The sequence below is a fragment of the Dolichospermum flos-aquae CCAP 1403/13F genome, from assembly GCF_012516395.1.
GTDB lineage: Bacteria > Cyanobacteriota > Cyanobacteriia > Cyanobacteriales > Nostocaceae > Dolichospermum > Dolichospermum lemmermannii.
Genome location: NZ_CP051206.1, coordinates 4,084,977 through 4,111,629, shown reverse-complemented (window position 1 = coordinate 4,111,629; position 26,653 = coordinate 4,084,977). Strand labels below are relative to the sequence as shown.

At 36.9% G+C, this 26,653-nt stretch carries 24 protein-coding genes; 11 read left to right on the top strand and 13 right to left on the bottom strand.

Annotation, left to right across the window (positions count from 1 at the left end):
• Window positions 1-72 precede the first annotated feature (72 nt).
• The 6 genes from HGD76_RS19795 to HGD76_RS19770 all read right to left on the bottom strand — a co-directional run bounded on the left by HGD76_RS19795 (window position 73) and on the right by HGD76_RS19770 (window position 4,802).
• Complete coding sequence (locus HGD76_RS19795; protein ID WP_168696789.1) at window positions 73-348, bottom strand: PIN domain-containing protein; 276 nt, start codon at window positions 346-348, stop codon at window positions 73-75.
• Window positions 348-575, bottom strand: a complete 228-nt coding sequence (locus HGD76_RS19790) for a hypothetical protein (protein WP_015078032.1) — start codon at window positions 573-575, stop codon at window positions 348-350. Before HGD76_RS19790 ends, HGD76_RS19795 begins: the two co-directional genes overlap by 1 nt.
• Before the next feature lie 127 nt (window positions 576-702).
• The gene (locus HGD76_RS19785; protein ID WP_168696788.1) at window positions 703-2,514 is read right to left on the bottom strand and encodes a hypothetical protein; all 1,812 of its coding nucleotides are present in this window, start codon (window positions 2,512-2,514) and stop codon (window positions 703-705) included.
• A gap of 42 nt (window positions 2,515-2,556) precedes the next feature.
• Window positions 2,557-3,651: an AAA family ATPase gene (locus HGD76_RS19780; RefSeq protein ID WP_168696787.1), complete on the bottom strand. Its 1,095-nt coding sequence runs from the start codon at window positions 3,649-3,651 to the stop codon at window positions 2,557-2,559.
• Between the two features lie 128 nt (window positions 3,652-3,779).
• Window positions 3,780-3,950, bottom strand: coding sequence for a hypothetical protein (locus HGD76_RS19775; protein WP_233466938.1), 171 nt, complete (start codon window positions 3,948-3,950; stop codon window positions 3,780-3,782).
• Between the two features lie 303 nt (window positions 3,951-4,253).
• Window positions 4,254-4,802: a DUF2854 domain-containing protein gene (locus HGD76_RS19770; protein ID WP_168631845.1), complete on the bottom strand. Its 549-nt coding sequence runs from the start codon at window positions 4,800-4,802 to the stop codon at window positions 4,254-4,256.
• Window positions 4,803-4,938: 136 nt separating this feature from the next.
• Between HGD76_RS19770 and HGD76_RS19765 the strand changes: the two genes are divergently transcribed.
• Window positions 4,939-5,121 carry a hypothetical protein gene (locus HGD76_RS19765; RefSeq protein ID WP_015078035.1) on the top strand — a complete coding sequence of 61 codons (183 nt, stop codon included), beginning with the start codon at window positions 4,939-4,941 and terminating at the stop codon, window positions 5,119-5,121.
• Between the two features lie 146 nt (window positions 5,122-5,267).
• Here HGD76_RS19765 and HGD76_RS19760 read toward each other — a convergent pair whose 3' ends face one another.
• Both HGD76_RS19760 and ppk1 read right to left on the bottom strand, forming a co-directional pair.
• Window positions 5,268-5,702, bottom strand: a complete 435-nt coding sequence (locus HGD76_RS19760) for a response regulator (protein ID WP_015078036.1) — start codon at window positions 5,700-5,702, stop codon at window positions 5,268-5,270.
• A gap of 459 nt (window positions 5,703-6,161) precedes the next feature.
• Window positions 6,162-8,327 (bottom strand): polyphosphate kinase 1, encoded by a 2,166-nt coding sequence (ppk1, locus tag HGD76_RS19755; protein ID WP_168652760.1) that lies wholly within the window; start codon window positions 8,325-8,327, stop codon window positions 6,162-6,164.
• A 496-nt stretch (window positions 8,328-8,823) separates the two neighbouring features.
• Between ppk1 and HGD76_RS19750 the strand changes: the two genes are divergently transcribed.
• From HGD76_RS19750 to HGD76_RS19740, 3 genes are all read left to right on the top strand, one after another.
• Window positions 8,824-9,345, top strand: a complete 522-nt coding sequence (locus tag HGD76_RS19750) for an HNH endonuclease (RefSeq protein WP_051155158.1) — start codon at window positions 8,824-8,826, stop codon at window positions 9,343-9,345.
• 242 nt (window positions 9,346-9,587) lie between these two features.
• Window positions 9,588-11,078: a sensor histidine kinase gene (locus tag HGD76_RS19745; protein WP_233467268.1), complete on the top strand. Its 1,491-nt coding sequence runs from the start codon at window positions 9,588-9,590 to the stop codon at window positions 11,076-11,078.
• A gap of 120 nt (window positions 11,079-11,198) precedes the next feature.
• Window positions 11,199-12,059, top strand: coding sequence for a tetratricopeptide repeat protein (locus HGD76_RS19740; protein WP_168631842.1), 861 nt, complete (start codon window positions 11,199-11,201; stop codon window positions 12,057-12,059).
• 112 nt (window positions 12,060-12,171) lie between these two features.
• Here the strand turns inward: HGD76_RS19740 and HGD76_RS19735 are convergent, their stop codons facing one another.
• Window positions 12,172-12,570 carry a response regulator gene (locus tag HGD76_RS19735; protein WP_168696785.1) on the bottom strand — a complete coding sequence of 133 codons (399 nt, stop codon included), beginning with the start codon at window positions 12,568-12,570 and terminating at the stop codon, window positions 12,172-12,174.
• A 215-nt stretch (window positions 12,571-12,785) separates the two neighbouring features.
• Between HGD76_RS19735 and HGD76_RS19730 the strand changes: the two genes are divergently transcribed.
• Window positions 12,786-15,329 (top strand): DNA gyrase/topoisomerase IV subunit A, encoded by a 2,544-nt coding sequence (locus HGD76_RS19730; protein ID WP_168696784.1) that lies wholly within the window; start codon window positions 12,786-12,788, stop codon window positions 15,327-15,329.
• 86 nt (window positions 15,330-15,415) lie between these two features.
• Here HGD76_RS19730 and HGD76_RS19725 read toward each other — a convergent pair whose 3' ends face one another.
• A complete protein-coding gene (locus tag HGD76_RS19725; protein ID WP_168696783.1) occupies window positions 15,416-16,216 on the bottom strand; it encodes a DUF4058 family protein in 801 nt (266 codons plus the stop codon).
• A gap of 139 nt (window positions 16,217-16,355) precedes the next feature.
• Between HGD76_RS19725 and HGD76_RS19720 the strand changes: the two genes are divergently transcribed.
• The 5 genes from HGD76_RS19720 (at window position 16,356) to HGD76_RS19700 (ending at window position 21,945) form a co-directional block, all read left to right on the top strand.
• Window positions 16,356-17,687: a P-loop NTPase fold protein gene (locus HGD76_RS19720; RefSeq protein WP_168696782.1), complete on the top strand. Its 1,332-nt coding sequence runs from the start codon at window positions 16,356-16,358 to the stop codon at window positions 17,685-17,687.
• A 436-nt stretch (window positions 17,688-18,123) separates the two neighbouring features.
• Window positions 18,124-19,689, top strand: a complete 1,566-nt coding sequence (locus tag HGD76_RS19715) for a tetratricopeptide repeat protein (protein ID WP_168696781.1) — start codon at window positions 18,124-18,126, stop codon at window positions 19,687-19,689.
• Between the two features lie 227 nt (window positions 19,690-19,916).
• The gene (locus tag HGD76_RS19710) at window positions 19,917-20,855 is read left to right on the top strand and encodes a cation diffusion facilitator family transporter (RefSeq protein WP_168696780.1); all 939 of its coding nucleotides are present in this window, start codon (window positions 19,917-19,919) and stop codon (window positions 20,853-20,855) included.
• Between the two features lie 127 nt (window positions 20,856-20,982).
• A complete protein-coding gene (locus tag HGD76_RS19705; protein ID WP_168696779.1) occupies window positions 20,983-21,165 on the top strand; it encodes a CAB/ELIP/HLIP family chlorophyll-binding protein in 183 nt (60 codons plus the stop codon).
• A 138-nt stretch (window positions 21,166-21,303) separates the two neighbouring features.
• Complete coding sequence (locus HGD76_RS19700; RefSeq protein ID WP_168696778.1) at window positions 21,304-21,945, top strand: PAP/fibrillin family protein; 642 nt, start codon at window positions 21,304-21,306, stop codon at window positions 21,943-21,945.
• Between the two features lie 15 nt (window positions 21,946-21,960).
• Here the strand turns inward: HGD76_RS19700 and HGD76_RS19695 are convergent, their stop codons facing one another.
• Together HGD76_RS19695 and HGD76_RS19690 are read right to left on the bottom strand one after the other, a co-directional pair.
• Window positions 21,961-22,257 carry a hypothetical protein gene (locus tag HGD76_RS19695; protein WP_168696777.1) on the bottom strand — a complete coding sequence of 99 codons (297 nt, stop codon included), beginning with the start codon at window positions 22,255-22,257 and terminating at the stop codon, window positions 21,961-21,963.
• Window positions 22,258-22,480: 223 nt separating this feature from the next.
• Window positions 22,481-23,899, bottom strand: a complete 1,419-nt coding sequence (locus HGD76_RS19690; protein ID WP_168696776.1) for a hypothetical protein — start codon at window positions 23,897-23,899, stop codon at window positions 22,481-22,483.
• Window positions 23,900-24,216: 317 nt separating this feature from the next.
• Here HGD76_RS19690 and HGD76_RS19685 point away from each other — a divergent pair, with 317 nt between their 5' ends.
• Window positions 24,217-24,987: a peptidoglycan-binding protein gene (locus HGD76_RS19685; RefSeq protein WP_168697509.1), complete on the top strand. Its 771-nt coding sequence runs from the start codon at window positions 24,217-24,219 to the stop codon at window positions 24,985-24,987.
• Between the two features lie 71 nt (window positions 24,988-25,058).
• Here HGD76_RS19685 and HGD76_RS19680 read toward each other — a convergent pair whose 3' ends face one another.
• Entirely contained in the window at window positions 25,059-26,411 is a 1,353-nt protein-coding gene (locus HGD76_RS19680; protein WP_168696775.1) for an S-layer homology domain-containing protein, read from the bottom strand.
• Window positions 26,412-26,653: the final 242 nt, after the last annotated feature.

Below are 26,653 nucleotides of genomic sequence, written 5' to 3'. Positions count from 1 at the left end.
TATATAGAATAGCACTTGTGTATCCATGCAAGTAGGCGGTACTCGGCTAATTTTTGATGCTGGTACAGGATTTTACAGATTATGCAGTCCAATTTGACTTTTCACAACGTGCAAATCGGACAGCCTATCCATAATAGTTAATGTCGTTGAAATCGCTTGTCTAGCTAGTTCAATACTTTGAGTTTGTTTGCGAGCAATGTAGAAAATGTCAGTTAGTGTGGTAGCAGTAACATATCCAATTATTTGCCTATAATCAATCGCTTGAAATAGCATTTCTGCATCTTCTAAAAACGGTTCTCGTTCTAACAAGTAATCTAAAATAATGTTGGTATCAATGAGAATTTTCACTAAATATACTTCTCTACTCGATGTTCTTCTAACATTCCATTTACTTGTTCATCGGTTGGTGCTGGTTGATTGGTTTTTAATAAACCTTTCATTTGTTTGATTATGCGAGTCCGTTCAGATTTTTGACTGGGTTGATTTTGCAATGATTCGATGATTGCGCGCACGAGTTCTAAGCGATCGCTCTCAGGTAGTTGAAAGGCTTGCTCTTTCAGTTCTTGTAAGGACATAGAGGTTATGTTAGGCTATATTTACCTTTATTTTATTTTATCTGAAAGCGATCGCACTCCCAAATTCATCCTACAAGCGATCGCACCCCTCCAAAATCTCACTATCTCAACAATATAGTATTTTAAGTTACTTTTCTTCTGTCTCTAAATAGCTGTCAATTACCGTCAGAATATTTACACCTATTAATTTAATATAATCGTCCATATATTTTGGTAGTGGTGTAAATGTTTCTTCATTTGAAGAATAAGCTGGAAGCCAAAATTCACTTTTTATATCTAATTCTTTCAATGGGTTGTTAGTTTTTTTAAGATGCTTTTGCAGTAGATATTCATAAACAAATTGTTTTCTAACGCTTTTGTTTTTTATTTCTTCTATATTGTCTAGATTTGTGTAATGATCAGAATCAGAGTATTTTATATCAATAATGCTGAATTGACTCATAACAACTTGAATAAGTTTTTGAAATAACGTTTCTCGGTTTTTTTCACCACCAGAATCTCGCAATAATGAGGTTGTAAAAATATCGTAAGGTTCAAGATACTGCTGATAAAAATTTTTAAAACATAAAAAACCTTTTTTAATAGCTACGAAAAATACATGATTCAAATTATTCATCATTTGTATTTGTTGAAAGTTAAAATCTTCATATTCATCAGGACTTATATACCAATAAGAATAAAATTTATTAGGCAGCGAACTTATTTGTACCAATTTATCGCTACCTGTTTTAGATAACCTTCTTAACTCATAAAATGTATGATAATTTTTTAATTGATTAGCATAAGCTATTCTTATATTTTCATCATTAATCTCAAAACTTGTATAATATATATACCAATCATTGTAGTCATTTTTTTTAAGTTGATATGTGATTGATTCAGAATTATTTTTTAAAGTATCAAAAAAATTAGATAAAAGAATAACTGCATCAGGAAATACTTCAATACCATTAATTTTAAATATTTCTAAAATATCAATAATCTTCCTACTATTATTTAACTGGCGCAATATTCTATTAGAAATAAATTTATCATCCAAGTAAAGAATAAAAATAGGATCTATTATTTTGATTAAGTATATCAAACACATTGACTCCCAGATAGTATGAAAATTACTAAATCCCCACACTTTACCTTGAATATAATTGTCTAAATCTCCAAACAAGAATTTATAAATAGCTTCGTAAAAATCCCAATAATCACTATCTTTAATCGGAGTATAATGATCAATTAATTCCAAAGTATCTTTCAATTCATTAATAACTTGCAGATAATATTTTTCATTAAATAAACTATATTCATAACCTAAATATTTTTCTTTAAATCTTTCTGCTAAAGAGTTGATTTCAGGATTAACTTGTTGTTTTAATTGTTCCTTAATTTCAGTCAAAATATAACAATACATAGCAACTATATCAGTGGAATCAAAATGTATTTCTTTTCGGGGTAAATTCATAGCATCAATATAAATTGCACCGTTATTTAGAAAAACAGCTTTGTTTAAATAACGATGTAATTTACTGTAGTCTATTCTTTCTGATTTTCCTAATCTGCTAACAAGTGCGAGTATTTTTAATTCATCATAAGCATCTAATATGCTTCCCAGTGCATCAATTTTAGAATAAAAAATGTTTTTGCTATTGTTATCAGATGTAATTTTTGAACCAGTATCATCTTCAACAACTCCATCACGATCATCCGCTTTGGTAACAACTCTGGTTTGAAAATGTCCTTTATCAATACAGATTTGTTTAAAAACGTTCAACACTCGATAAAGACGAAAAAATAAATCTCGCTTGCTGTCAAATGTGTTTAATGAAATATCAGATTCAGAAAACCCTTTAGGGATATGAAAGATAAGTTTTGAACCTTCTTTTTGTATTCCTACAAAAGAATATTTAGTATTAACTTTGATTTCTAATTCTCTAAAATTAATCATTATTATTTCTCAACTATGTCTAGATTTATAGAAAATTATTAATTAGAAATTGTCAGCATTTGTATTTTCCTTATTTTCCTTAAATTCTTCTGGATTTATTTTATTTATAAATTCAATAGATAAATTAGCAAAATCAGCATAAGTAATCAACTTTTTACCTAATAATTCTTCTAAAGGTCTTTTATCTTTTGCAAAAACGCTATCCCAAAGATAAAACATCAGCTTATTTTTAATTACTGATTCTTCAATTATGTTATTTTTAGCTTTCAAAAACCACCAACCAATCTGTTTATCTTCAATTCTTCTGATAGACTCATGCTTAGATTTTATAAATTCATTTAGTTTGATTACTAAATCATACCAATAATATTTTTTGTCACCTATAACTACTAAAATACCTTTTACTTTTTCCGGTATATCTTCATAAGATTTATTATTAGGTACATCTACATATTCCCAATCCCAACGGCGTTTAAATGCACTATCAAGATAATAAATAGATTCATCGGATGTGTTGATTGTAGCAATAATGGATAGATTGTATGGTATGGTAATTTTGGCTGCTTTTAAATTTGCTATTATTCGTGATCCATCGGGATTATCTGTATTATTTAATTTTGTTTCTAAGTCATTTAAAAAAGTATGAAACTCATATTTATTAACCTGGATATTATCATCATAGATTTTTACTTCATATCCCATAATTCTCAAAATACTAACTATTTCAAGTTCAGATAAGTTAACTCTGTAACTTGACCAATAATCATCTTCTCTATCTAATAACTGAAAAATTGATCCAAAAATAGCTGCCGCATTACCTCTATTTAACTCATCTATGACTAACAGGACATTTTCTTTACTACCCTCAATTATTTTTTTGTATGCTAAACCTAAAGCACGTAAAAAATTTCCTTCATAAAATTTATATGTTACTGAACCCTTTCCATCAGTTTGTGGTAATAGCTTTCCGACAAAATCTGAATAGGTATACTCTGGATGAAATACTGTTTGAATAATATTTTCTAATTGAGTTTTTTCATTCCATTCTATATTTAGTTTGTCTTTTGCAATTTTACGAATTTGATAGCTTTTTCCTGTTCCTGGACTTCCAAAAAGAATCTTCTGAATTGGTGACATTTTCTAACCTCGAATATTTCACTAACTAATTTATACCATGAAAATAGCCTACGAAGGTAGGCTTTGTCTGTATAACCCCAGATTTCTAATCTGAGGACTATATAAAAAAACACATTAAACAATATATCCTAAACTGCCTCATTCCGCAATCTTTGTAACAACTCCTCACGGGATAAGTTACCCAAAGCAAGAAGTAACTGAGTGCGTTCAGAAATAGGAATATTAGCAATCTTTTCCACCAAACCAGATAACTCAGCATCTAAACTACCAAAACGCCCTTCCAGAAGAGAAGTTATCAAATAAACTTGTCCTTCTTGCTTCCAGTCTTCTATTTGTGTCTAGCTACCTGTTAATTTTCAGATCCCCGACTTCTCAAAGAAGTCGGGGATCTTGGGGATCTTGACACTTTCCCAATTAGACATCTCCGAGAAATTTAATTCTAGTTGGCTTTTACACCCGCCAGACACCCGCCAGGGAATAAATTCCCTGTCTAATAGCTGAAGTCCGTTAAAACGGACTAGGAGCTTTTTTTAAGTGTTTAGTCATCTTTAGATGACTTTTGTTATTAGCAAGGAACTTGAGTTCCTTGCGAGATAGAGGTTTTAGATTAAAGTTTTCATCAAAGACAGTTCAATGTAGTCCTCTCTGGGCTGTTTAATGTTGACTTCTACACCTGGACCAAAATACTTGGTCATTTTTTCATGCTTTTGTTGCCAGGTATCAAAGGTGATTAGTGGTGAATCGAATTCTAGGATTAGGGTATAAGCGCCGTTGATTTCGGTTTCTCGCAAACCGGTGACGACTGGTCTGACTTCGTCTGTGGGACTTAAACCTAGATAAGCCAGGGCTAAATCTAGATGGGATTTTTGCCCATAACAGAAGCGGGTGATGTCTTTGCGGATTTTAGTTTGTGTGACAGTTGCCTGTTGCTTTCTGAGTTCGAGGATTGATGGTGTGCTAGTTTGGCTGAAGGGGATGGGTTTAAGTTCATTAGCTTTTAGGGCTAAACCTCCCAGTAATAGCGGAAAACCATAGAAAAATCCTACTAGATTGAGGGTAGCGTTATCCATGAAGTAGGCAACAAAACCTGTGATGGTGAGTATACTACCTACTGTTAAACCAAGTGTTCCCAAAGAAATTCCGCCGAGCATAATTTAAGCTTAGTATAATTTATTTTCATCTTTTATTATCATCGCTGATTGGTGGCAGATTGGGAAAGGGATATGGAGATTTTTCCTTTTTGCGTTAACTTTAGATTTGAAGTGTTTCAAAACTGGACGCAAAAAAATGGATATTCAGACAGTTAAAGACCGAATTAGCACTGTTCAAGGTAAACGTGAGCGGTTGCTGAGTTTATTAGAACAACCCAATTTAGGAACTTTAAGGGTTGATGTCAATCAAGCTTTGGAAGAATTAGATGATTTAATTGATGAATTTAAACGGACTATTCCCCAAGCAGGAAATAATTAACCTAAGTTGTTAGTTATCTAAAATTTAGACAGGAGAAAAGGTAATTGATAATTGTCAATTGCCTTTTGCCTGATCTAATTTGTACTTTTTTAATTATTAATGATGTTGGGTTTCCCAGGGTCAACCCAACCTACATAAATTTATGATTAGGCAGAGTTCAATATTTCTTCTGGAAATGAAGAATACCTATGTCTGTTCCCTAACTCTCTGACTAAGGCAATGAGTTCCTTTGTCGGAATATCTTTTTTGCAAACTTTATCAAAGTTATGCCTAGTTTTGTTTTTTCCAAAAGATACTTCATCTACAGAGGAATAAGCCAGAATTTGAGTATTTGGAGATATAGCTTTAATGTAATGAGATGCTGACCAACCATCCATAATTGGCATTTGTAAATCGAGAATGATCACATCAGGTTGATAGCATTGAACTATTTCTATAGCTTCTTGACCATTACTAGCTAAACCAACAACCTGGATATTTTCTTGAACAGAAAAAACTAATTGTAGGCTTAAACGAGTGAGTTCATGATCATCAACTATGAGAACGCGCAAATTAGAAGACTCACGGGACAACATTAACATTCCAGAAAAAGAATAAATATGAATTCTTATAGTTTATGAGTACAAGTGAAATACTTCACTCTATCTTATGGATGAATTTTAGCCACTAAAAGTTAATTTTTATGCAAATTTTCCATAAAAAACTGTTTTTTTTGCATAATACTGGGGGCGACAGATTCAGCACTTATGAAACTGGCATATTATCATAGTGCATCATCTCCAAAATATGTTATTCATCACCGAATATCAAGTCTAATGTCCTCAACAATATACATTTAGTCTGATAGTTGTATAAGTCTGAAGACTATTTAAAATATATATATTTATTGACTGAAGAAGAATTTACAGCAGGGTACGTTAATTAAGCTATGGTTGAGATCCCCGACTTCTCCGATTAATTATTTGCATGAGAAAATTGATCAAAGAAGTCGGTGATATTGGCAGAGGTTATTATTCACTTTTGCTGCAACTAATGAGAGTTTAATTTATGCCTACAGATCGTAATGTCATAGACATAATAGTTTTTTGAGAATTAGCTTCTGGACAGTTATCACAAGGACATCTTTGAATATAACTACCATCAGGTTGTAATTCCCAAGCATGACGATTATCTGCCAACATAATTCCTAAAATCTCTTGCAAGTCCTTAGCAATATCTTGGTCTTTAATGGGGGTAATGACTTCCACTCGACGATCTAAATTGCGACGCATCCAGTCCGCACTACCAATATATATTTCTTCTTGACTATTGTTGTAGAAGTAAAATATGCGGGAGTGTTCCAAAAAGCGACCAATAATGCTGATGACGCGAATATTTTCGCTCAGGTTTGGCACTCCGGGACGCAAACAACAAATACCGCGAATAATTAGGTCAATTTGTACACCTGCACGAGAAGCTTCGTATAGTGTAGAAATGATTTGTGGATCAACGAGGGCATTCATTTTAGCAACGATGCGACCAGAAAATCCATTGTGGACATTTTCAATTTCGCGCTTAATTAATTCCAGAAAGCGATCGCGCATATTCACAGGTGCTACCATAATTTCTCGATAGGATTTTTGGCGAGAGTAACCTGTTAAGAAATTAAACACATCTGTTAAATCTGCACCTAATTCTTCCCGACAACTAAATAAGCCTAAATCTGTATAGAGTCGTGCAGTTTTTGGGTTGTAATTCCCTGTACCAATGTGTACATAACGGCGCATTCTATCTTTTTCCCGGCGCACTACCAGAACAATTTTGCTATGGGTTTTTAAACCAACTAAACCATAGACAACATGAACACCAACACTTTCTAAACGCCTTGCCCAGTAAATGTTATTCTCTTCATCAAACCGGGCTTTTAATTCGACTAATACAGAAACTTGCTTGCCATTTTCTGCCGCAGCAATTAAAGCATTAACGATGGGTGAGTCCCCAGAAGTCCGGTAAAGAGTCATTTTAATGGCAAGAACATGAGGATCATGGGCAGCGCTAGTAATAAACCGGACTACTGTACCAGAAAAGGATTGATAGGGATGGTGGACGAGTAAATCTTTTTCACGAATGATGGAAAAAAAGTCTCTTCCTTCTTCTAGTTCGGGAACGTCAGCATCAATACAGGGTTCTCTGAGCCGTTGCAAGCGGGAAGGAACAACAGATTGACGGGGGGGATCTTTAAGTTCTGGTAATGGTAATGCCAGAAAATACATTAAATCCCGCAGTGCTAAAAGACCATCAATTTCATAAATATCGCTTTCGGTTAATCCCAAATCTTGTAAGAGCCGGGAACGAATTGATGCGGGGGTTTGGGAGCGAATTTCTAACCTGACGGTATTTCCACCCATGCGGCGTTTGCGAAGTTCCTGTTCAATAGCTAATAACAGGTCATCTGCTTCGTCTTCTTCTAGTTCCAGATCAGCATCACGGGTAATGCGGAAGGGGTGATATTCTTGGATACTCATCCCTGGAAAGAGGGATTCTAAGTTATGAGCGATCGCTTGTTCTAAGGGAACTCCGATCCAATGAGCAGTTTTACCATCTTCCTGAATTCCCAACTCTGGTGGTAAGGGTAAAAATTGTGGCAAGACTTTCGGGACTTTAACTATAGCAAAAGACTCCTCCTCAGTATCGGGATTTTTGACCACCACTGCCAGGTTTAAACTGAGATTAGAAATGTGGGGAAAGGGATGACCAGGATTAACAGCGAGGGGAGTTAGCACCGGAAAAACCTGTTCTTCAAAATAGTTATTTAAGTAATTTCGCTGTCTTTGATTCAGTTCTATGTAATCGAGAATATAGATTCCCTGTTTTACTAACTGTGGTCGCAGAACTTCCTCAAATTCTGCGTTATGTTTTTTGAGTTGGGGAGTCAAATGCAGACGAATATCATCTAGCTGTTTTGCTGGTGTGCGTCCATCTGGCGTTAATAAATTAATACTGGCTTCTACCTGTTGCTTTAAACCTGCTACTCGTACCATAAAGAACTCATCCAGATTGGAACTAAAAATGGCCAAAAATTTCAGCCTTTCCAACAGAGGAGTTCTGGGATCACAAGCCTCATGTAAGACCCGATGATTAAATTCTAGCCAACTTAATTCACGGTTAATATAGTATTGTGGATCGCTCAGATTTATGGAATCAGAATTCTTTTTTGGTTTTGCCATGATCACCTAGATTAAGGCAGATATTGCCCATAGAGCATGAATATCAATATCTTAATGGCTGGGGCATAGATTTTAACAATTCTTGGTATAGAAACCTGATTAAGTTGGCGATTTGATATTTTTATGTATAAAAAATATTTTATTCAGATACGAGAGCAAATTTAATTAAGTCTCAACAAATTTGATTGACAATGCGATGGATACTGTGGATGAGTAAGCTGTCGCGCACTTAAATTGTATAATTTGAAGGTGGAAACCCGCCTATAGCCTAGATTGGGTTCAAAAACTAGATGCGTGACAGCTTATAATGATTGCCTCATCTCCAGCAATGCTTATTTGCAAGTTAATATACTTATGGTGGTTAGAAAGTAAGTTCTGAAATCATGATAATTTTTAGAGAAATTCTAGTCATCTACCCTAAATTAAGTAGATATCAAGAAAATTTCTTGCTATTCTTAACGTGATCTTTGTTAGTTAGTACGGAAAAATAACTGTAATGCAACGCATAGCCATTCCATCTAAAATCAAACGTGCAGTTCTTGTAGAAGCAGGACATCGGTGTGCAATCCCCACTTGCCGATCAACAACAACTGAGATAGCCCACATAGTTCCATGGGCGAAAACAAAGGACAATTCGTTTGAGAACTTGATAGCCCTTTGTCCAAACTGCCATACTAGGTATGACCAAAAAAAAGAAATTGATCAAACATCTGTGCAGATGTACAAGCAGAATCTGGGAATCTTGAACAATCGTTACGGTGAAGTTGAACGTCGCCTGTTTGAGGCTCTTGCAAAGTCAGAAGATCGGGTATTTGTATTGGGTGCTGCGGGTGATTTGATGGTCGCAAATGCTGTAAGAGATGGTTTTTTCTTAGATAAACAAATTGATGGGATGTCATATTTGGCTGACAGTCCTTCTGGGATTAGGAAAATGTTTCCACTGACATTTACTTATTGGGTAACAGATAAAGGTGTTGAGTTTATTAAACGCTACGCCAGTGGATTTGATATTTCATAAATTTAGTGGGATAACCTTATAGGTTCAGTTAACACAAGAAGACCTAACATGATTTGTTGGATTGCACTGTCGATCATATAGCGCACATTAAGCAGAGTTACGATATCAAATGAGTAAGATAGGAATAATATTTGATTTGTGAATATTTTCTAGGAGAGAGATCCCTGACTTCTAAAAGAAGTCAGGGATCTAGTAGTCTGTCAAATTATAAATGACTGGTTATTAATTTTATGTCTATTTATCTGTTTCAAGCTACTCGTCGGCGGTTAGCGATTTGGTACACTACTATAACTGCGATTTTACTATTATTATTTGCCAGTGGAGTATATTTGTATGTTCGCAGTACATTAATTGAAAGAATTGACGATACATTGTATCATGTCGTGGAAGTTGTCGAGCGCTCTTTGGTAATTGAACCGATAAACTTTCAACCAAATCAAGTGCGAGTAAATGTAGAAGCTAGTTTTCCTAATAATGCTGAAAATGCCGAAGATGATCGGATTGATTTAGAGTGGTTTAGTCCTAATGGTGAATTATTATGGTCAACTTTTTCACAAATATTAGATATTCCTATTCATACTCATCATACAGGTGAAACTGTACGAATAGAGGGAATGGGAGGATGGGGAGAATCTGCACAGTTATTTAGACAAGTTACAAAAAGGATAGAAAAAGGAAGACAGGTTTTAGGCTATTTACGGGTTAGTCATCCTTGGTTTGAGGTAACGAAACCTAGCAGAGAATTAATTTTTGATTTGGCTTTAGGTATCACTCTAATGATCTTGTCAGTAGCCGCTAGTGGTTGGTTTTTATCTGGCAAAGCTATGGAACCAGTTGGAGAATCTTACCAACGCTTAAAACAATTTACTGCTGATGCTTCCCATGAATTAAGAAGTCCGATTGCTTTGATTCAAACTAATGTGCAAATTGCTTTGGCTGATTTGGATGCACGGGAAGAAGAAAAAAATACAGTTCAATATAAACAACAATTAAAAGTAGTAGAACGACTTACTCAACGATTGGGAAAGTTAGTTAATGATTTGCTATTTTTAGCTAGACAAGATAGTGGGATTAATACAGATTTATTTTCATCTTGTCCTCTTGATGCTTTGTTAATGGAAGTTGTAGAAGAACAACAATTTGTAGCTAGAGAAAAACAAATTAATCTGGGTTTGAACTTAGTTGATTCTCCGTTGACGGAAGTTAATCCCGAATTATTAGAAAACTGGTTTACTCTCACGGGAAATTGGGAGCAATTAGTCAGATTATTTACAAATTTGATTGGTAATGCCTTGCAATATACTCCACCCCAGGGAGTAATAAAAGTAGAGTTAGCAAGAATAGAGGGGATAAATCGAGTTACAGGAATGCGTTACACTAATTCTCATTTACAAGTAAAAGTTAGTGATACTGGCTCTGGTATTCCTGCGGACGCGCTGCCAAAATTATTTGATCGCTTTTATCGAGTTGATCCGGCACGAAGTCATAAAGGTGGGAAAACGGCTACAGCCACAACTACTGGTTCAGGATTAGGATTAGCGATCGCTCAAGCCATTATCGAGCATCATCAAGGACAAATTCAAGTAGCCAGCAATCTGGGTGAAGGTACTACTTTCACTGTGGTTCTACCCATTTTTGATAAGAGGAGTCAGGAGTCAGGAGTCAGGAGTCAGGAGGAGGAAGAAGAAGAAGAAGAAGAAGAAGGAAGAAGGAAGAATAAAATTACTCATTGACAACTGACAACTGACAACTGACAACTGACAACTGACAACTGACCAATGACAATTGACCAATCTATCTGATAGCGTGGCGTTAGCGATAAGATTCCAATATTCGGACTAGTAGGTGGTAGTGTGCCAAAATATATTCGGTTGATTTCTCTTTTAGTTGCCTGTAGTGTATGGAGTTTGCCAAAAGCTGCTCATGCTCAAGCATTCATTCCGCATACAGTGCAAGTTGATAATGCTCAATTAGAGAAACAGGGCTTGAATTTAGCCCAGCAAGCGGCTCAATTAGCTCAGTTTCAGCAGGTTGAACCAGCTTTGCTCAGAGCGCAGTTGGCTACGAAATTAGCCCCGCAGAATGACAAAGTATGGTGGCTACTGGGGAGTTTGCATTTACAAAATAAAGAATTTGATCAGGCTGTTACCTCCTTGAGCAAAGCCCAAACCCTCAATCCTAAAAATCCTGAAGTGCAGTTTGCGTTGGGTTCAGCTAAGTTTCAAAAAAAAGATTACCAAGGAGCTATTACCAATTATCAAGCTGGTTTGAAATTAAAACCCAATTATTCTGGAGGGTTGTTTGATTTGGGCAATGCTTACTTGATGTTACAGAAATTCCCAGATGCGATCGCTCAATTCAATTTAGCAGTCAACCAAGATAAAAAGTTTTGGCCAGCAATTAACAATATTGGTTTAATCAAATACGAACAAGGTGATGTCACCGGAGCGATCCAGCAATGGCAAACAGCAGTTAGCATTGATAAAAAAGCCGCAGAACCTTTATTAGCTTTAGCCGTAGCTTCCTATAATCAGGGCGATAAACAAAAAAGTTTACAAATGGGAGTATCCGCGCTCCGCATAGATTCCCGTTATGCTGACTTAGATTTTCTCAAAGAAAACCTGTGGGGCGATCGCTTACTTACAGACACCAAAAAGTTCTTAGAATTACCACAAATTAAATCAGCCTCACAGCCCCAGGAGGAAGCACCCTAGTGGTAGGGAGCAGGGAGCAGGGGGCAGGGGGCAGGTAGCAGGGGGAAAGAATTTGCCAACGGACAACGGGCAACGGACAACGGACAACGGACAACGGACAACGGACAACTGACTATTCTGGTGGTAAAAGAGCCATAATTTTGTCAATAAACAGTTGGTGATCAACCACAGGCTTAGAAATATAAGCATCAGCACCGCATTGGTTCAAAAAATTCTCCCGATCTCCTTCCATCGCGTGTGCCGTCACTAAAATCACTGGTAAGTTGGCTGTTTGCGGGTTAGACTTTAACATTTGTGTAATTTTGATCCCATCAACAGACTTACCTTGGTATACACTACGTGATAGGGACACATCCATTAAAATCAGGTCAATTTCACGAGCTTGGGCAATTTCCATGACCTCTTCTACATTTTCCGTATGTTTTACCCCCAATCCCCCGCGTTTACTCAGAATTTTAGAAAAAACGCGAGCATTAATTAAATCATCTTCCACAATTAGAACAGTTTTCATGAGACTTTATATTAAATAGGGTTAACACCTGACCAATCTGTATTGTATTTTTAATAATCTATAAGCTTAGATCACATCAAGGATAATACTACTGCTTTTTATCTTCATGAGTATCAAGATTGTGTGAGTATTTCTATTTAATCCGTTATGCTGTGATTGCGGAGCGTGTCAACTTCTAGCGGCTGTTGTGTAGTCAAAATTTAGGGAAAAACCTCATGGCAAAACAATTAAACCTTCTCTCCAAGGGACAGGTCATCACCACCGCCCTACACACCGAAATGCAACGGTCATACCTAGAATATGCCATGAGTGTGATTGTGGGGCGAGCCTTACCAGATGTTCGAGATGGGTTAAAACCAGTACATAGGCGGATTCTATATGCCATGCACGAACTCGGTTTAACACCAGATCGACCTTACCGAAAATGCGCTCGTGTAGTGGGAGACGTTCTCGGTAAATATCATCCTCACGGTGATCAATCAGTTTATGATGCCTTAGTTCGGCTAGTCCAAGACTTTTCCAGCCGTTATCCCTTACTGGGAGGACATGGTAATTTTGGTAGCGTTGATAATGATCCACCGGCAGCCATGCGTTACACGGAAACCCGTCTTGCATCGGTGGGACATGAGGGAATGTTGGCGGAAATTGCCGACGAAACTGTGGATTTTACTGGTAATTTCGACAATTCCCAACAAGAACCAACCGTACTCCCGGCTCAATTACCATTTTTGTTACTGAATGGTTGTGCAGGAATTGCCGTAGGGATGGCTACAAATGTCCCCCCCCACAATTTGGGAGAAATCGTTGATGGCTTAATTGCCTTAATTGACAACCCAGAGTTAAGCGATGAAAAATTATTTCAATTAATTCCCGGTCCCGACTTTCCTACTGGTGGGGAAATTGTTGATCATGGCGGCATTAGAGAAGCCTATACCACTGGTAAAGGTAGTATTATTATGCGCGGCATCGTCACAATGGAAGAAATTCCTGCCACCAGGGGAACTAAACGCCGGACAGCATTAATAGTCACTGAACTGCCCTTTCAAGTTAATAAGGCTGGTTGGATTGAAAAAATCGCCGATTTAGTCAACCAAGGTCGTTTACTAGGAATTTCTGACATTCGAGATGAGAGTGACAGAGACGGAATGCGTGTAGTTATTGAACTCAAACGCGATACAAATCCCCAGGAATTGCTCCAGCATTTATATCACCAAACTGCTTTACAAACTAACTTTGGCGCGATTCTGTTAGCTATAGTTGATGGACAACCTCGCCAATTAACCTTACGACAACTATTAGACGAATTTCTCAAGTTCCGAGAACATACCCTCAACCGTCGCTACAGTTACGAATTAGGAAAAGCGGAAAATCGGGTAAATATCCTGGCAGGATTACTGAAAGCTTTAGCAAATTTGGATGATGTTATTGCTATATTACGGCAAGCGCCCGATGGCAGTACCGCCAAAATGACACTTTGTAATCGCCTAGATTTAAGTGATGTCCAAGCAGATGCCATTTTGTCTATGCCCTTACGTCGTCTCACTGGGTTAGAACAGCAAAATTTACAACAGGAATTTGACCAACTTAACCAGGAAATTAGTATATTGCGGACATTACTGGACGACAGACGGGAATTACTCAAAGCTCTGAAAAAAGATTTGCGAACTCTCAAACGGAAGTACAATGATCCGCGACGGACGAAAATAATTCACACTACAGAAAAACCAGTTTCCGAAGAGAAAGGTAAGGCTAAACCAGCAGCAGTAGCCGCAGCAGATAATTCTCCAGCGAAAATTCCCACTCCTAAACCGGAAGCACCGCTAGAGGAAACTATTGTCGAAGTTACTCAGCGGGGTTATGTGCGGCGGATTTCCCCCAACAGTAAAAAAACAAAAGGGGAAAATGGCTTGCTAGATCATGATTTCCTGATCCAAACGGCATTAACTAATACTCACAAAGACCTGTTAATCCTCACTAGCGGTGGTAAAGTCTATCCCATTACGGTGGGAGATATTCCTTTGACTACTGGACGTAGTTCGACTTCGCTCACTACAAGTTCAGCACGAGGAACGCCATTGATTACGATGCTTACCAGTACCGCTCAAGGTAACACGGAAGGTATCATTACTCGGTTCTTGTTGCCAGAAAAACCCGAAACGTTGGAAATGGTTCTGTTAACGAAGGAAGGACGGATTAAACGCCTATCTTTGTCGGAATTTGTGAATTTCTCACGGCGAGGAATTACAATTTTGAAGCTTAAAGATAATGACGAATTAGCGTTTACCCAATTCCTCAGCAGCGGAGAACATCTAATTTTGGCGAGTTCTAGCGGTCGTCTATTAAGGTTTCCCGTCAATGATGAACAACTACCGATTATGGGTCGGGCTGCAATGGGTTTACAAGCTTTCCGCCTTTTGAAAAATCAGCAAATGGTTGGTTGTGTCAATGTCAGTAAAAATCACCAATTATTGCTGGTGACGGAAGAAGGATATGGCAAAATTATAGCTGCAAATCAGTTGAGGGCGGCTAGTCGGGGGGATTTAGGGGTACAACTTGTGAAGTTTAATAATAAAACCGACAATTTAGCGGCTATGGTAGCAGCAAAACCAGGTTCGGAGGTTGCATTATTGACAAATAAGGAGCGAGTAATTCGCGTATCAATAGATGCAGTTCCTAATCTCAATAAGGATAGTAAGGGTGAAAGTATTTGTCAACTTAACAGGGATGAGAGGATTATTAGTGTGGTGGAAGTAGAGTAGGGTTTTGACAGTCCCCGGTCTCTAGATACGGGGATTTTTAAGACCAAATCAATCATTTTAACGGCAATGTCAGTAATAATTTTTATTTACTCTCTTCTTCCTTGTTCTTTTAATAATATATCCATCCATTCTCGATCTTCCGCTAACAAGTCTGGTACAGGAGGAATATGATAATCTAAAGTTAAATCAAATGCAGCTTGTTCATATATTTCTAAGAACAAATTCTGTAAATTTAACTCTATTTCCTCCTCTCCTTTTTGTAGAGGTATGGGAAAATTAGGTATAGTTTGTTTGACGGAAAATGCAAATAATTGAGCCGATGGAAACCGATAGGATCTCACAATTAAAATGCGATAATCTGTATCAGAAATCCTGGTGACAATGGGCATTTTTTCCCCAGTTCTAATTAAGTCAATTTCTACTAAGTTAGTATCACTTTGCAATATTTTCTCCCGTTTATCTAAATAGGATTTTCTACCTTCTTTAGTTTTTTTATTAGTGGGAGAAAGTATCTCAATTATAGTTACTACCTTACCTGTAGAAACTTCTCTAATTTCTAAATATCCTTCTTTAATTTCTAAAGGTAATGGTAAGGTTACAGTAATCGCCCTATTCTCTGTTTCTGTGGGTAAAGTCGCTATTGCAGTTTTCCTAATACTTGGTTTTTGTGCTTGTTTAACTGATAAAATTGCTACATCAGGAATACCAATTAATAAAGAGTCTTCAGTATCAAGTCTATAGGTACGTTTTTCTATAGCTACTCGATATTGAGGACGCAAAGTAGGAGAGATAGCAATAGCGATCGCTGTAATTAATCTATGATGTACTTCTGACCATAAATCAGGATTTTCTAAGTAGGGATTCATCCCTGGAAATGGTGAACTCATAAATTTATCACTCTAAGAGTTACTCGTTTAGTATAGCATTTATGCAGGTTTTGCTCTGGATGCTGGTAAGTATTCAAATAAAAATATAAATCTCAGTGTTTTTGCGTTAATATAACCCTAGATGCTGAAATTTACGACTATGACCTCAAATTTTGCCTTCTTAAAACAGTTATATAACGCTTTTGACCCATTCCGACCTTTACCTGCTGGAGATCCTGCTTATGTGGATTGTACCGATGTGCGGGGAGATGGTGACATATTGGAAGCGGTAGGGAAAGAGATATTATTGTCTAACAGAAAAACCTGTCAACTGTATGCAGGTCATCGTGGTGCAGGTAAATCTACAGAATTACTACGACTACAAAAAGATTTAGATGAAAAGGGTTTTTTTGTCGTCTACTTTGCGGCAGATGAAGCAGATATTGATCCAGAGGATGTTCAATATACAGATATTCTTTTAGCTTGCACTCGCAATATTTTAACAGCATTTAAAGATAGAACAGATTCTCAAGCTGTATTGAATTGGTTAAAAGAACGATGTGAAGATCTAAAAGATTTATTACAAACAAAGATTTCTATAGATGAATTATCAATTGAAGCACAGGTTTCACAATTTGCCAAAATTACCACTAAAATCCGAAGTGAACCCAGTGAACGCCGAAAAATTCGTGATTTAATTAATCCCCATACTACCACTTTAACTACGGCATTAAATGAATTTATTCGAGATGCTAAAAAAAATCTCCCTTCAGGATATCACGAATTAGTATTAATTGCTGATAACCTAGATAGAATTGTCCCTGTAACTAAAACAGATAACCGCAGCAATCATGACGAAATTTTTATAGACCGTAATGAACAACTCAAAAATTTAGATTGTCATTTAGTTTATACTATCCCAATTTCTTTACTTTATTCTGACCGCGCAGCATCATTAACAGAGATTTATGGACTTCCCCAAGTTTTACCGATGATTATGGTAAAAACTCCTGAAAATGAGCCTTTTTCACCAGGACTTGATAAAGTTATTGAAATTCTCCAAAAACGACTAAAGAAAGTAGATCCTAATAAATCTATTGTTGATTTATTTGAAAGCAGATCATCTTTAGAGATGTTATGTTTAATGAGTGGCGGTCATGCGCGGAATTTATTATTATTAATGAAGGAAGCACTCAAATATACAACGTCTTTACCTATTACTGACAAAGCCTTGCAGCGTTCAATTAGCGAATTGCGAAAGACATATAAAGATACCATTTATGCGAATGAATGGAAAGATCTGGCAAATGTTCATTATTCCAAAGAAATAGTTAATGATCAGCTACATCGGGGTTTATTATTTAATCGTTGTATTTTAGAATATCGCTATCTCGAATCAGAGGGAGGAAGTAAAGTTTGGTATGATATTAATCCTCTAATTAAAGGAATAACAACATTTCAGGATGCCTATAATCAATTATATCCTGGATAGTTAGACCTCTCCCTAACCCTCTCCTAACAAGAGAGGGGACAGGAAAAAGTTTAGATGCTGTGAATTTTCTATTTTTGTTCCCCTTCCCTTGTAGGGAAGGGGTTAGGGGTTAGGTTTCTGGTATATCCTGGATAGTTAGACCTCTCCCTAACCCTCTCCTAACAAGAGAGGGGACAGGAAAAAGTTTAGATGCTGTGAATTTTCTATTTTTGTTCCCCTTCCCTTCTAGGGAAGGGGTTAGGGGTTAGGTTTCTGGTATATCCTGGATAGTTAGACCTCTCCCTAACCCTCTCCTAAGAGGAGAGGGGACAGGAAAAAGTTTAGATGCTGTGAATTTCCTATTTTTGTTCCCCTTCCCTTGTAGGGAAGGGGTTAGGGGTTAGGTTTTTAAAGTCGTAATATTAATAACAATTTTATTAAAAAATCCTCTAAAATTATGCCTCTTAAACTCACTGATTGGGATCAAGATTTACCAATAGAAAAAGATGAAGAATATCAAGCCTTTATTCGTACACTTCAGTTTACAGACGGCTTTAGTATATTATTTGTGCGTTGTTCTCCGGCCGGAGGTGAACAATTAATTAGTCAAGTGAAAGCAGATATTCATAATCAAAATATAGAAGTTATCAAATTAGATAAAGATGTGACGAATTTATATGCAATAGTTGATACATTACCTAACAAAAACAATATCAATATATTATTTATTACAGGCTTAGAGTCTTCATTCTATAAATACGAAGAAGCCAAAACTTTAGTAGGTTGGAATAGTCGACAAACTCATCATTATAGTTGGGAAAGTGTACCACCGTTTTTAATTAATATCAACCAACAACGAGAACGGTTTAGAGATAGTTTTAATATTTGTTTTATATTTTTATTACCACAGTTTGCAATTAAATATTTTATTCACCGCGCCCCTGATTTCTTTGATTGGCGTTCTGGGTTATTTGATTTTCCTTTAGATTCAAAAACTCTAGAACAAGAAGCTACAAGGATTATTCAGGAAGGAACTTATGAGAAATATGCAAATTTAACCAATGAAGAAACAAATCAGAAAATCTTAGAAATTATAGATATTATTGAACATGAAATAGATAATGAACAAAAAGCTGAATTATTTTTTGAATTAGGTTATTTGCAAAGAGTTAGAGAAAATCATGAAGAAGCCATATCTTCCTACGACAAAGCTGTGGAATTTAAACCTGATTTTCACGATGCTTGGAACAACCGGGGCTATTCCCTAGAGAATTTAGGCAGGTATGAAGAAGCCATATCTTCCTACGACAAAGCTGTGGAATTTAAACCTGATTTTCACGATGCTTGGAACAACCGGGGCATTTCCCTACGTAATTTAGGCAGGTATGAAGAAGCCATATCTTCCTACGACAAAGCTGTGGAATTTAAACCTGATTTTCACGATGCTTGGAACAACCGGGGCTATTCCCTAGATGATTTAGGCAGGTATGAAGAAGCCATATCTTCCTACGACAAAGCTGTGGAATTTAAACCTGATAAACACGAAGCTTGGTACAACCGGGGCATTTCCCTACGTAATTTAGGCAGGTATGAAGAAGCCATATCTTCCTACGACAAAGCTGTGGAATTTAAACCTGATTATCACGATGCTTGGTACAACCGGGGCATTTCCCTAGATGATTTAGGCAGGTATGAAGAAGCCATATCTTCCTACGACAAAGCTGTGGAATTTAAACCTGATAAACACCAAGCTTGGAACAACCGGGGCATTTCCCTAGGTAATTTAGGCAGGTATGAAGAAGCCATATCTTCCTACGACGAAGCTGTGGAATTTAAACCTGATGATCACGAAGCTTGGTACAATAAAGCTTATAGTTATTCCCTGCAAGGTAATATTGAACAAGCAATTGAAAGCCTAAAAACAGCAATTAATTTGCATCCTAAAGTTAGAGAATGGGCAAAAACTGATTCAGATTTTGATGCTATTCGGGAAGATGAACGTTTTCAAGAATTGATTAAATAAATTAGGTATAATAGGCATATACTGAATGTTATTAATTATGAATTTATAATTATCATGTATTCTAAATTTTAGCTTTATATGAGTTCTTTTTTTCAATATATCTGAAGATTGGGAAGTACAGTATTTGCGGTGATATTAAGTAGAACGCACTAAAATACCGCTATCAGGTTCAATAGCAATGTACCAACCATAGTATTTATCTAGTTCTTTACCCCTAACCTATAACTATGACACACGACCACGACCATCATCATCACCACGAACATGGACACCATCACAGTCACGCCCCAGCCACATTTAGCCGGGCTTTTGCCATTGGGACTGCACTGAATATAGGATTTGTCATTGTTGAAGCAACCTATGGCTACTTAGCCCATTCCTTGGCTTTGTTTGCTGATGCGGGTCACAACCTGAGTGATGTTTTGGGACTTCTCCTGGCGTGGGGTGCAAGTTCCCTTGCCCGTCGTCCTCCCAGCCACCGCTATACCTATGGATTGCGGGCTTCTTCAATTCTGGCTGCTTTAGTAAATGCTGTGGTCTTACTTTTGTCTATGGGTGCTATTGCTTGGGAAGCCATTCGCCGCTTTAATGATTCTGGTCCAGTATCGGGAGAAACTATTATTGGTGTTGCCCTGGTCGGCATTATCATTAATACTGCTACTGCACTCATGTTTATGTCAGGACGCAAAAGTGATTTAAACATTCGGGGAGCATTTTTACACATGGCTGCTGATGCCTTGGTATCCTTGGGAGTTGTGGTAGCTGGAATTGCGATTTTATTTACCCATTGGCTGTGGCTTGACCCATTAGTTAGCTTAGTGCTGGTGGCTGTTGTCGTGGTTGGGACGTGGCACTTACTCCGAGACTCCGTAAATTTGGCACTTGATGGCGTACCAGCAGGAATTGAACTCCGTGCCGTAAAAAATTACTTAATTGAATGTCCTGGGGTGTTGAAAATTCATGATCTTCACATCTGGGCTATGAGTACGACAGAAACCGCACTCACAGTTCATTTAGTCATGCCAGAAGGCTATCCTGGTGATGCTTTTTTATGGGAAGTTTCTCAGGAACTGGAACACCATTTCGGGATTCAACACTCTACTATTCAGGTAGAAACGGGGGATTCGGCGTATCCCTGTGCTTTAGAACCAGACCACGTGGTTTAAGCATAAGATCCTAATCTACACATAGTTGCAAAAAAAAATATAAATAAATGTTATTTTTTTCAGAAAAATGTTATATTTATTTACATAAGACAACAAAGCTTAGTAAATCCTAATTGGAGTGCTGATCATGACTAATGCAACAAAAACATCTAACACACCCGTAGCAACTGATCGCAACGCTTGGCAATGGGGTTTTACACCGGGAGCAGAAATCTGGAACGGTCGTTTAGCAATGATTGGTTTTTCAGCAGCAGCTTTGATTGAACTATTTTCTGGTCAAGGCTTTCTCCACTTCTGGGGTATTCTGTAATTTCTCCATAACATAATTTTTGAGTAATCAAAAGCCTGGTAGTTGATAATAACTGCCAGGTTATTTATTTGGGAATATAAGATATACTCGTACCAGTGCCAATAATTTACAAAAAGTTTTATACAAATATTTCATCTCATGAATAATCAACTTTTGAAAGAGAAATTACAAGCAACTATCAAAAAAAATCAAATTAACAGTGATGGTTATCCTCTTACTAATTTAAAGCTTGATAAAAGTTTAGTTGAGGAAATTGAACAATTAACAACAGAACTAGAAAGTCTCAATCCTAACCCTCATCCTCTTCTCCATGCTACGGATTTATTAGATGGTGCTTGGCAACTGCAGTACTCCACAGCTAGAGAAATCCGTTCTTTAGATTCTCTACCATTGGGATTACAAATAGGTAAAGTTTATCAAGTAATTAATATTGCCGATAAACTATTTTTTAATCTAGCTCAAGTGCAACATCCTCTGGGTTTAATATCAGGATATGTGAAAGTAACAGCTAATTTTGAACCTGCCATAGATATATCAAATACAGCAGATAAACGCATCAATGTTTATTTTGATAAACGTTATTTAGCTATTGAAAAAATTGTCGGTATTAATACCCCTAAATTAAATCCATTTAAAGTTATAGTAGCTAATAATCCTCAAGGGAGAATTGCCACTCTCGATATTACTTACTTAGATGAAACTTTAAGAATTGGCCGTGGGGGAGATGAAAGTTTATTTATTCTCAATAAAGCCAATGATGTACCTAAATTAGCCTGTTAAATCCACATTTAAAATTCAAAAAGATATAACTACGGTTTTTCCCTTGCGGGGTATCTCTACTCCATTCAGGTAAGTTTTTTTGGATTTATCTATGGTATTAATCTTCTGATTACTGCGTTTATTATCTACACCTTGAGTTTGTTTTTTGGCATTATTGATAATCTCAGCAATATCATTCATGTACGCATCTTGATCATCCTGTGATGATTGACAATAACCACCACATAAAGTTTCTGCTTGTGCGGGAGTTATCTCTTCCAAAAATAATCTGATATCAATCTGATTAATATCCGCATCTATGATTTTATTCATGGTTTTAATGAATGATAACTATGTCTATAGGAATCCTATTTGATTTTTGAAATATACCTAGGGTGGGAAATACCAATCTAGACAGGTTTTAGTGGGCAATGCCCACCCTACACTTAATATTGCATGGCTACGCCACGCAAGCTATCAGAAATGCTTTGGGATGCCTATTGATTCCAGGTTGGCAAAAATTCTGATAATTTTCATCTATCTATTGGCTAATGTTTTATTGACGAATAGATAAACTGCTGGATGATTCCGTTCGCATTTTTCTAGTTTCTTCCAAAATTTTATCTATATCCTCTTGGGATAAACGTTGAATATAGTTAATTTTAACTTCTTCTAAAAAGTCATTTAACAAACTTTGAATTTCTTGCAAAACTTGTTTTTTCTGAATTTCTGAAGTGAATGAAGTTGTAAATTTTTCTATTAGCTGAGTGGAAAGTTTTGCAGCAACGGGATCTTTGATGGTACTAGCTAAAGCAGCATAGATATTATTAGTAATTTGGGTGGCTAGTTGTTCACTAATTTGTGTTTGGGCTTTACCTAATCCTGGTATCATGCGGATATTACTATAGCCTGGTAATTGCTGACAAGCGATTTCAATACTATGGCACAAAATGGCATTTACTTCTGGTTGGATTTTTGGTAATACTTGATTAACAAGAGTTTTAATTAACAATCCAGTAATTGCTTCGACTTCATTGATATTATTAATATCTATGTAAGAACGCACATTTTCTGATTCTAATAACCAACGAGTAATTTCACCTCGTTGAATTGAACCTTGAAATTGGTTAATTACTTGTACTACGACAATTTCTGTAATTTCTTCGGCAAAATTGGCAAGAATACCTTGATGAATTTGCCGTCTAATTACATAAAAATCAACTAATTTGGCTTGATCTAGTCTTATGGTCACTGGGATGACTCGTAACCATTGCCAAATTGGTATTATTAATAATAGATCATACCACCGCCAGAGAATTGCTTCTAACCAACTTAAATGACTATATCTACGTTTGATGAAGAAAGTACGTCCTAATAATTCTATAGCAAATAAAACGACAAATGGTAAATCAATTATCCAAAAGTTATTCAAAAATTCCCCATTTTCACCGATTTTACGATAATAGTTTTTGGCAATTACCGGACGAATTTTCTGGTTGAAAAAGTCTATTTCCTGATTCCAACCATGTTTAGATAAATACTCTTGACTCCAAAAAGTATTAAATGCACCTTTTGCAGATTCTTTACTGACGCGTTCCCGCATTCGGTTTTTGATTTTTTCCAGAGTTCCACTTTTCCCCGCACCGGCAAAAGGATTAGTTTCAATCATTTCTTTGCTGAGAAAACGAAGGTCTGCTAATTTGGCTTTGACTTGCGGTGAGATTAAGCCTGTTTGAGTTACCTGTACTTCCAATCTAGCTACTGCTTCTAAATATTTTTTTGTATCACGATGAGGTTCAATACCTTTAGTTGAATCGTATAAACGAGTTAGTTCAGGAAGTCTGCGGAAGTAAAAATCTCGCCAAGGTACGTAACTTAAATCAAAGAAAACTAACACTAAGTTAGCAGTGGCGGTAATTGCCATTACTCTTTCAAACCATAGGTTTTTTCGCTGGTAATTTTTTAATTTACTCATGGTTTCTTATATGTGGTAAATTGTGGGTTTATGAAATACAGTAGCATCAGTTTGAAACCCAGTTTTAGGTAGGTTGAGGAGTGACTAAATATTGCTAAAATTAAAGTATGTTGGTATAAACAAGTAGCAACACAGATTTTTCAGAATTGAGACTATTAGCAGATGTCGAATAGTAATTTTTCTTATACCCATTAATAATCAATCAAAGTCAAATTAATCAGAATTAATCATTAATTATGAAGCCAGAGGTTAAAAAAACTTCAAAATTACCTGTTAGTCTCTTAATATCAAGGATTTAATCCCAAGGAGTTTTTATGATGTGGTGTAGTTTCGACAAATCCAGAGTAACTATAGCTTTAATCTGTATGGTAGCAGCTAGTGTTGTAGCTTCAGACATAGCTTTTGCAGCCCGTCAGCGCAACTATACGCCGGACGAATTCCGATCCGTATTACGGGGGTTGGGTTATAACGTTAAAGTTACCAAAGATCCTCTGACTGATGAGGAAACAAAAAAGGCTATCAATCAATTTCAAACAGGCTACAAGTTAAAGGTGGACGGGAAAGTAGGCCCCAAAACCCAAGATAAAGCCGCGAAGATAGTCGAAATTCTGCAAGCTAATTTGAATACTGTACTTAAACCAAAAACTCTACTTCCCCGTGATCAATTCTACAGTCCCCAGTTAGAAGAGTTGGTAAAGGAGTACCAGAAAAAACATCAACTCTCAGAAACTGGGATTGCTGATTTGCAACTTCGCCAAAAACTAAATGAAGAAGTTAAGAACGTCATTGATAAACCAACACCAACAGCTACACCAACAGCTACACCAACGGCTAAACCTACAGTTAAACCAACGGTTAAACCAACAGCTACACCAACGGTTAAACCAACAGCTACACCAACGGTTAAACCAACGGCTACACCAACAGTTAAACCAACAGCTAAACCAACGGCTAAACCAACGGCTAAACCAACGGTTAAACCAACGACTAAACCAACAGCTACACCAACGGTTAAACCAACGGCTAAACCAACAGCCACACCAACGACTAAACCAACAGCTACACCAACAGCTACACCCGAAAAGTAAAGTCAAGAATTAGCAAGTAAATATGACAGGCTATTCGGCCTGTCGAATGTTTATTTGATCTAAAATAAAATTCAACTTCTTAATTTTAAAGCTTCTGTTGCTGATATTCCTTCGCCTTGAGTACCGAAATACCATAAAGCTGCACTAGCTTCAGCACGAGTTACAGGTTTCTTGGGTTGAAATAAGGTTGTATAACCAAAAACTCGGCGAATATTTGATTGTTCAGCATTTTGGAAGTCTGCTAAAACTGCTTTTAATGCTTTCGGTTCAATGTTACCTGCATCTTGAAAACCCCAAGTTTGTTTAACGGCTTCCAAATTGGCTGCGGGTAAGGCTTGGCGAGTATCTAAAGGAACTTTCCATAAAATTAATTGTTCTCGCGTCAAGGGTGCATCAGGACGGAATAAAACGGCTGTGGCATCTCCAGATAAAGCACTGGGAATTAAACCAGCTTCGGCTAATCCTTGAATGACTGGAAAATCAGGATCTTTGGTTAAGATGTCTCTAAAAGCTGGTTGAGTGCTGGGGGATGCTAACCGGATTTGTTTGGCTGGATTATTCGCATACATGGCATTATTAGCTGCAACTAACCAGCGGGCATATTCCCGACGGGTGATAATTTGATCAGGGAGAAATTCGGTTGTTTTCGGTTCGATGGATAATACACCCAATGTAGCTAAATCTTGAATGTGCGATAGCGAAGCGCTGCTGCCAGCAGTTCGCCATTCTGGAGGTGCTTTTTGAATATCAGTGAATTCCTGAGTTGTTAAGGTTTCCGGTTGGGTGGTTGGCTGTAGGGTTGGCTGAGTGACTACGTTGCTATTATTGCTATTAGGTAATACTGGACCTATAAATTCAGAATTATCTGCTGGTGTAACTGGGTTAGTTGATGTGTCCTTAGAATTAGATGAATATTCAATTACTAATTTAGTAGCAGTTTGCGGTTGATTGGGTTCAGCTTTGGTAACTGTTTGTGGTTTAATTGTGACATTGATGAGTAGATCATTGCGTTTGGCGGAAAAAGTCCCATCTACATCATCTTGAGGCTGTTGGACAATTTGCCAGTTTTTAGCCTGAAATTGCTGGCGGTAAAAGCTGGTGATTATATTACTAGGATCTGCACTTTGCCACCGAATTGATATTTTATTTTCCGAATTAGCTGGTGTAATTTCCTCTAGTTTGGCGTTGGGATAAATGGGTATATCTGCGGGAAAATCAGCCGGTAATTTAATTGTTGATGTGTTGGGGTTTGGTGTTATTTGCTGACTCTGAGATTTGCCAAAGGGAACAGGATTATTTTGCAACTGAGGGTCAGCCGCTAATGATTGTTCTAGGTTTTTAGCAGATTGACTGTTAGCACAGGCTGTTAAGGATAGTAAAACAGCAAAACTCAGGAATACAGCGGGGTAGTTACGGGAAAACACAAAGAAATCACAAATTGATTTTCACCTTCTACACTAGCATTTTTGGGGCTTGGTAGTCAGCCAGGGAGTAAATTCCCTGTCTTAAAGTTAAAGTCGGTTAAAACCGACTGTTTTTGGTTTATTTTTTCTCTCACTGGAAGAAGGGATGCGTTTTTAGCGTGAACTACCTACACTTCCCTTGCGGGTAAGTATAGGCTTCCTACCCAGTTAACAGCTTTTTGCTCTTCGAGAACAACAAGACT

Bases quoted from the DNA above. Each gene is read 5' to 3' on its own strand.
- HGD76_RS19790 (WP_015078032.1), bottom strand. From the start codon at position 575: ATGTCCTTACAAGAACTGAAAGAGCAAGCCTTTCAACTACCTGAGAGC.
- HGD76_RS19785 (WP_168696788.1), bottom strand. From the start codon at position 2,514: ATGATTAATTTTAGAGAATTAGAAATCAAAGTTAATACTAAATATTCT.
- HGD76_RS19780 (WP_168696787.1), bottom strand. From the start codon at position 3,651: ATGTCACCAATTCAGAAGATTCTTTTTGGAAGTCCAGGAACAGGAAAA.
- HGD76_RS19770 (WP_168631845.1), bottom strand. From the start codon at position 4,802: ATGCTCGGCGGAATTTCTTTGGGAACACTTGGTTTAACAGTAGGTAGT.
- HGD76_RS19765 (WP_015078035.1), top strand. From the start codon at position 4,939: ATGGATATTCAGACAGTTAAAGACCGAATTAGCACTGTTCAAGGTAAA.
- HGD76_RS19760 (WP_015078036.1), bottom strand. From the start codon at position 5,702: ATGTTAATGTTGTCCCGTGAGTCTTCTAATTTGCGCGTTCTCATAGTT.
- ppk1 (WP_168652760.1), bottom strand. From the start codon at position 8,327: ATGGCAAAACCAAAAAAGAATTCTGATTCCATAAATCTGAGCGATCCA.
- HGD76_RS19750 (WP_051155158.1), top strand. From the start codon at position 8,824: ATGCAACGCATAGCCATTCCATCTAAAATCAAACGTGCAGTTCTTGTA.
- HGD76_RS19735 (WP_168696785.1), bottom strand. From the start codon at position 12,570: ATGAAAACTGTTCTAATTGTGGAAGATGATTTAATTAATGCTCGCGTT.
- HGD76_RS19730 (WP_168696784.1), top strand. From the start codon at position 12,786: ATGGCAAAACAATTAAACCTTCTCTCCAAGGGACAGGTCATCACCACC.
- HGD76_RS19725 (WP_168696783.1), bottom strand. From the start codon at position 16,216: ATGAGTTCACCATTTCCAGGGATGAATCCCTACTTAGAAAATCCTGAT.
- HGD76_RS19720 (WP_168696782.1), top strand. From the start codon at position 16,356: ATGACCTCAAATTTTGCCTTCTTAAAACAGTTATATAACGCTTTTGAC.
- HGD76_RS19715 (WP_168696781.1), top strand. From the start codon at position 18,124: ATGCCTCTTAAACTCACTGATTGGGATCAAGATTTACCAATAGAAAAA.
- HGD76_RS19710 (WP_168696780.1), top strand. From the start codon at position 19,917: ATGACACACGACCACGACCATCATCATCACCACGAACATGGACACCAT.
- HGD76_RS19705 (WP_168696779.1), top strand. From the start codon at position 20,983: ATGACTAATGCAACAAAAACATCTAACACACCCGTAGCAACTGATCGC.
- HGD76_RS19700 (WP_168696778.1), top strand. From the start codon at position 21,304: ATGAATAATCAACTTTTGAAAGAGAAATTACAAGCAACTATCAAAAAA.
- HGD76_RS19695 (WP_168696777.1), bottom strand. From the start codon at position 22,257: ATGAATAAAATCATAGATGCGGATATTAATCAGATTGATATCAGATTA.
- HGD76_RS19690 (WP_168696776.1), bottom strand. From the start codon at position 23,899: ATGAGTAAATTAAAAAATTACCAGCGAAAAAACCTATGGTTTGAAAGA.
- HGD76_RS19685 (WP_168697509.1), top strand. From the start codon at position 24,217: ATGTGGTGTAGTTTCGACAAATCCAGAGTAACTATAGCTTTAATCTGT.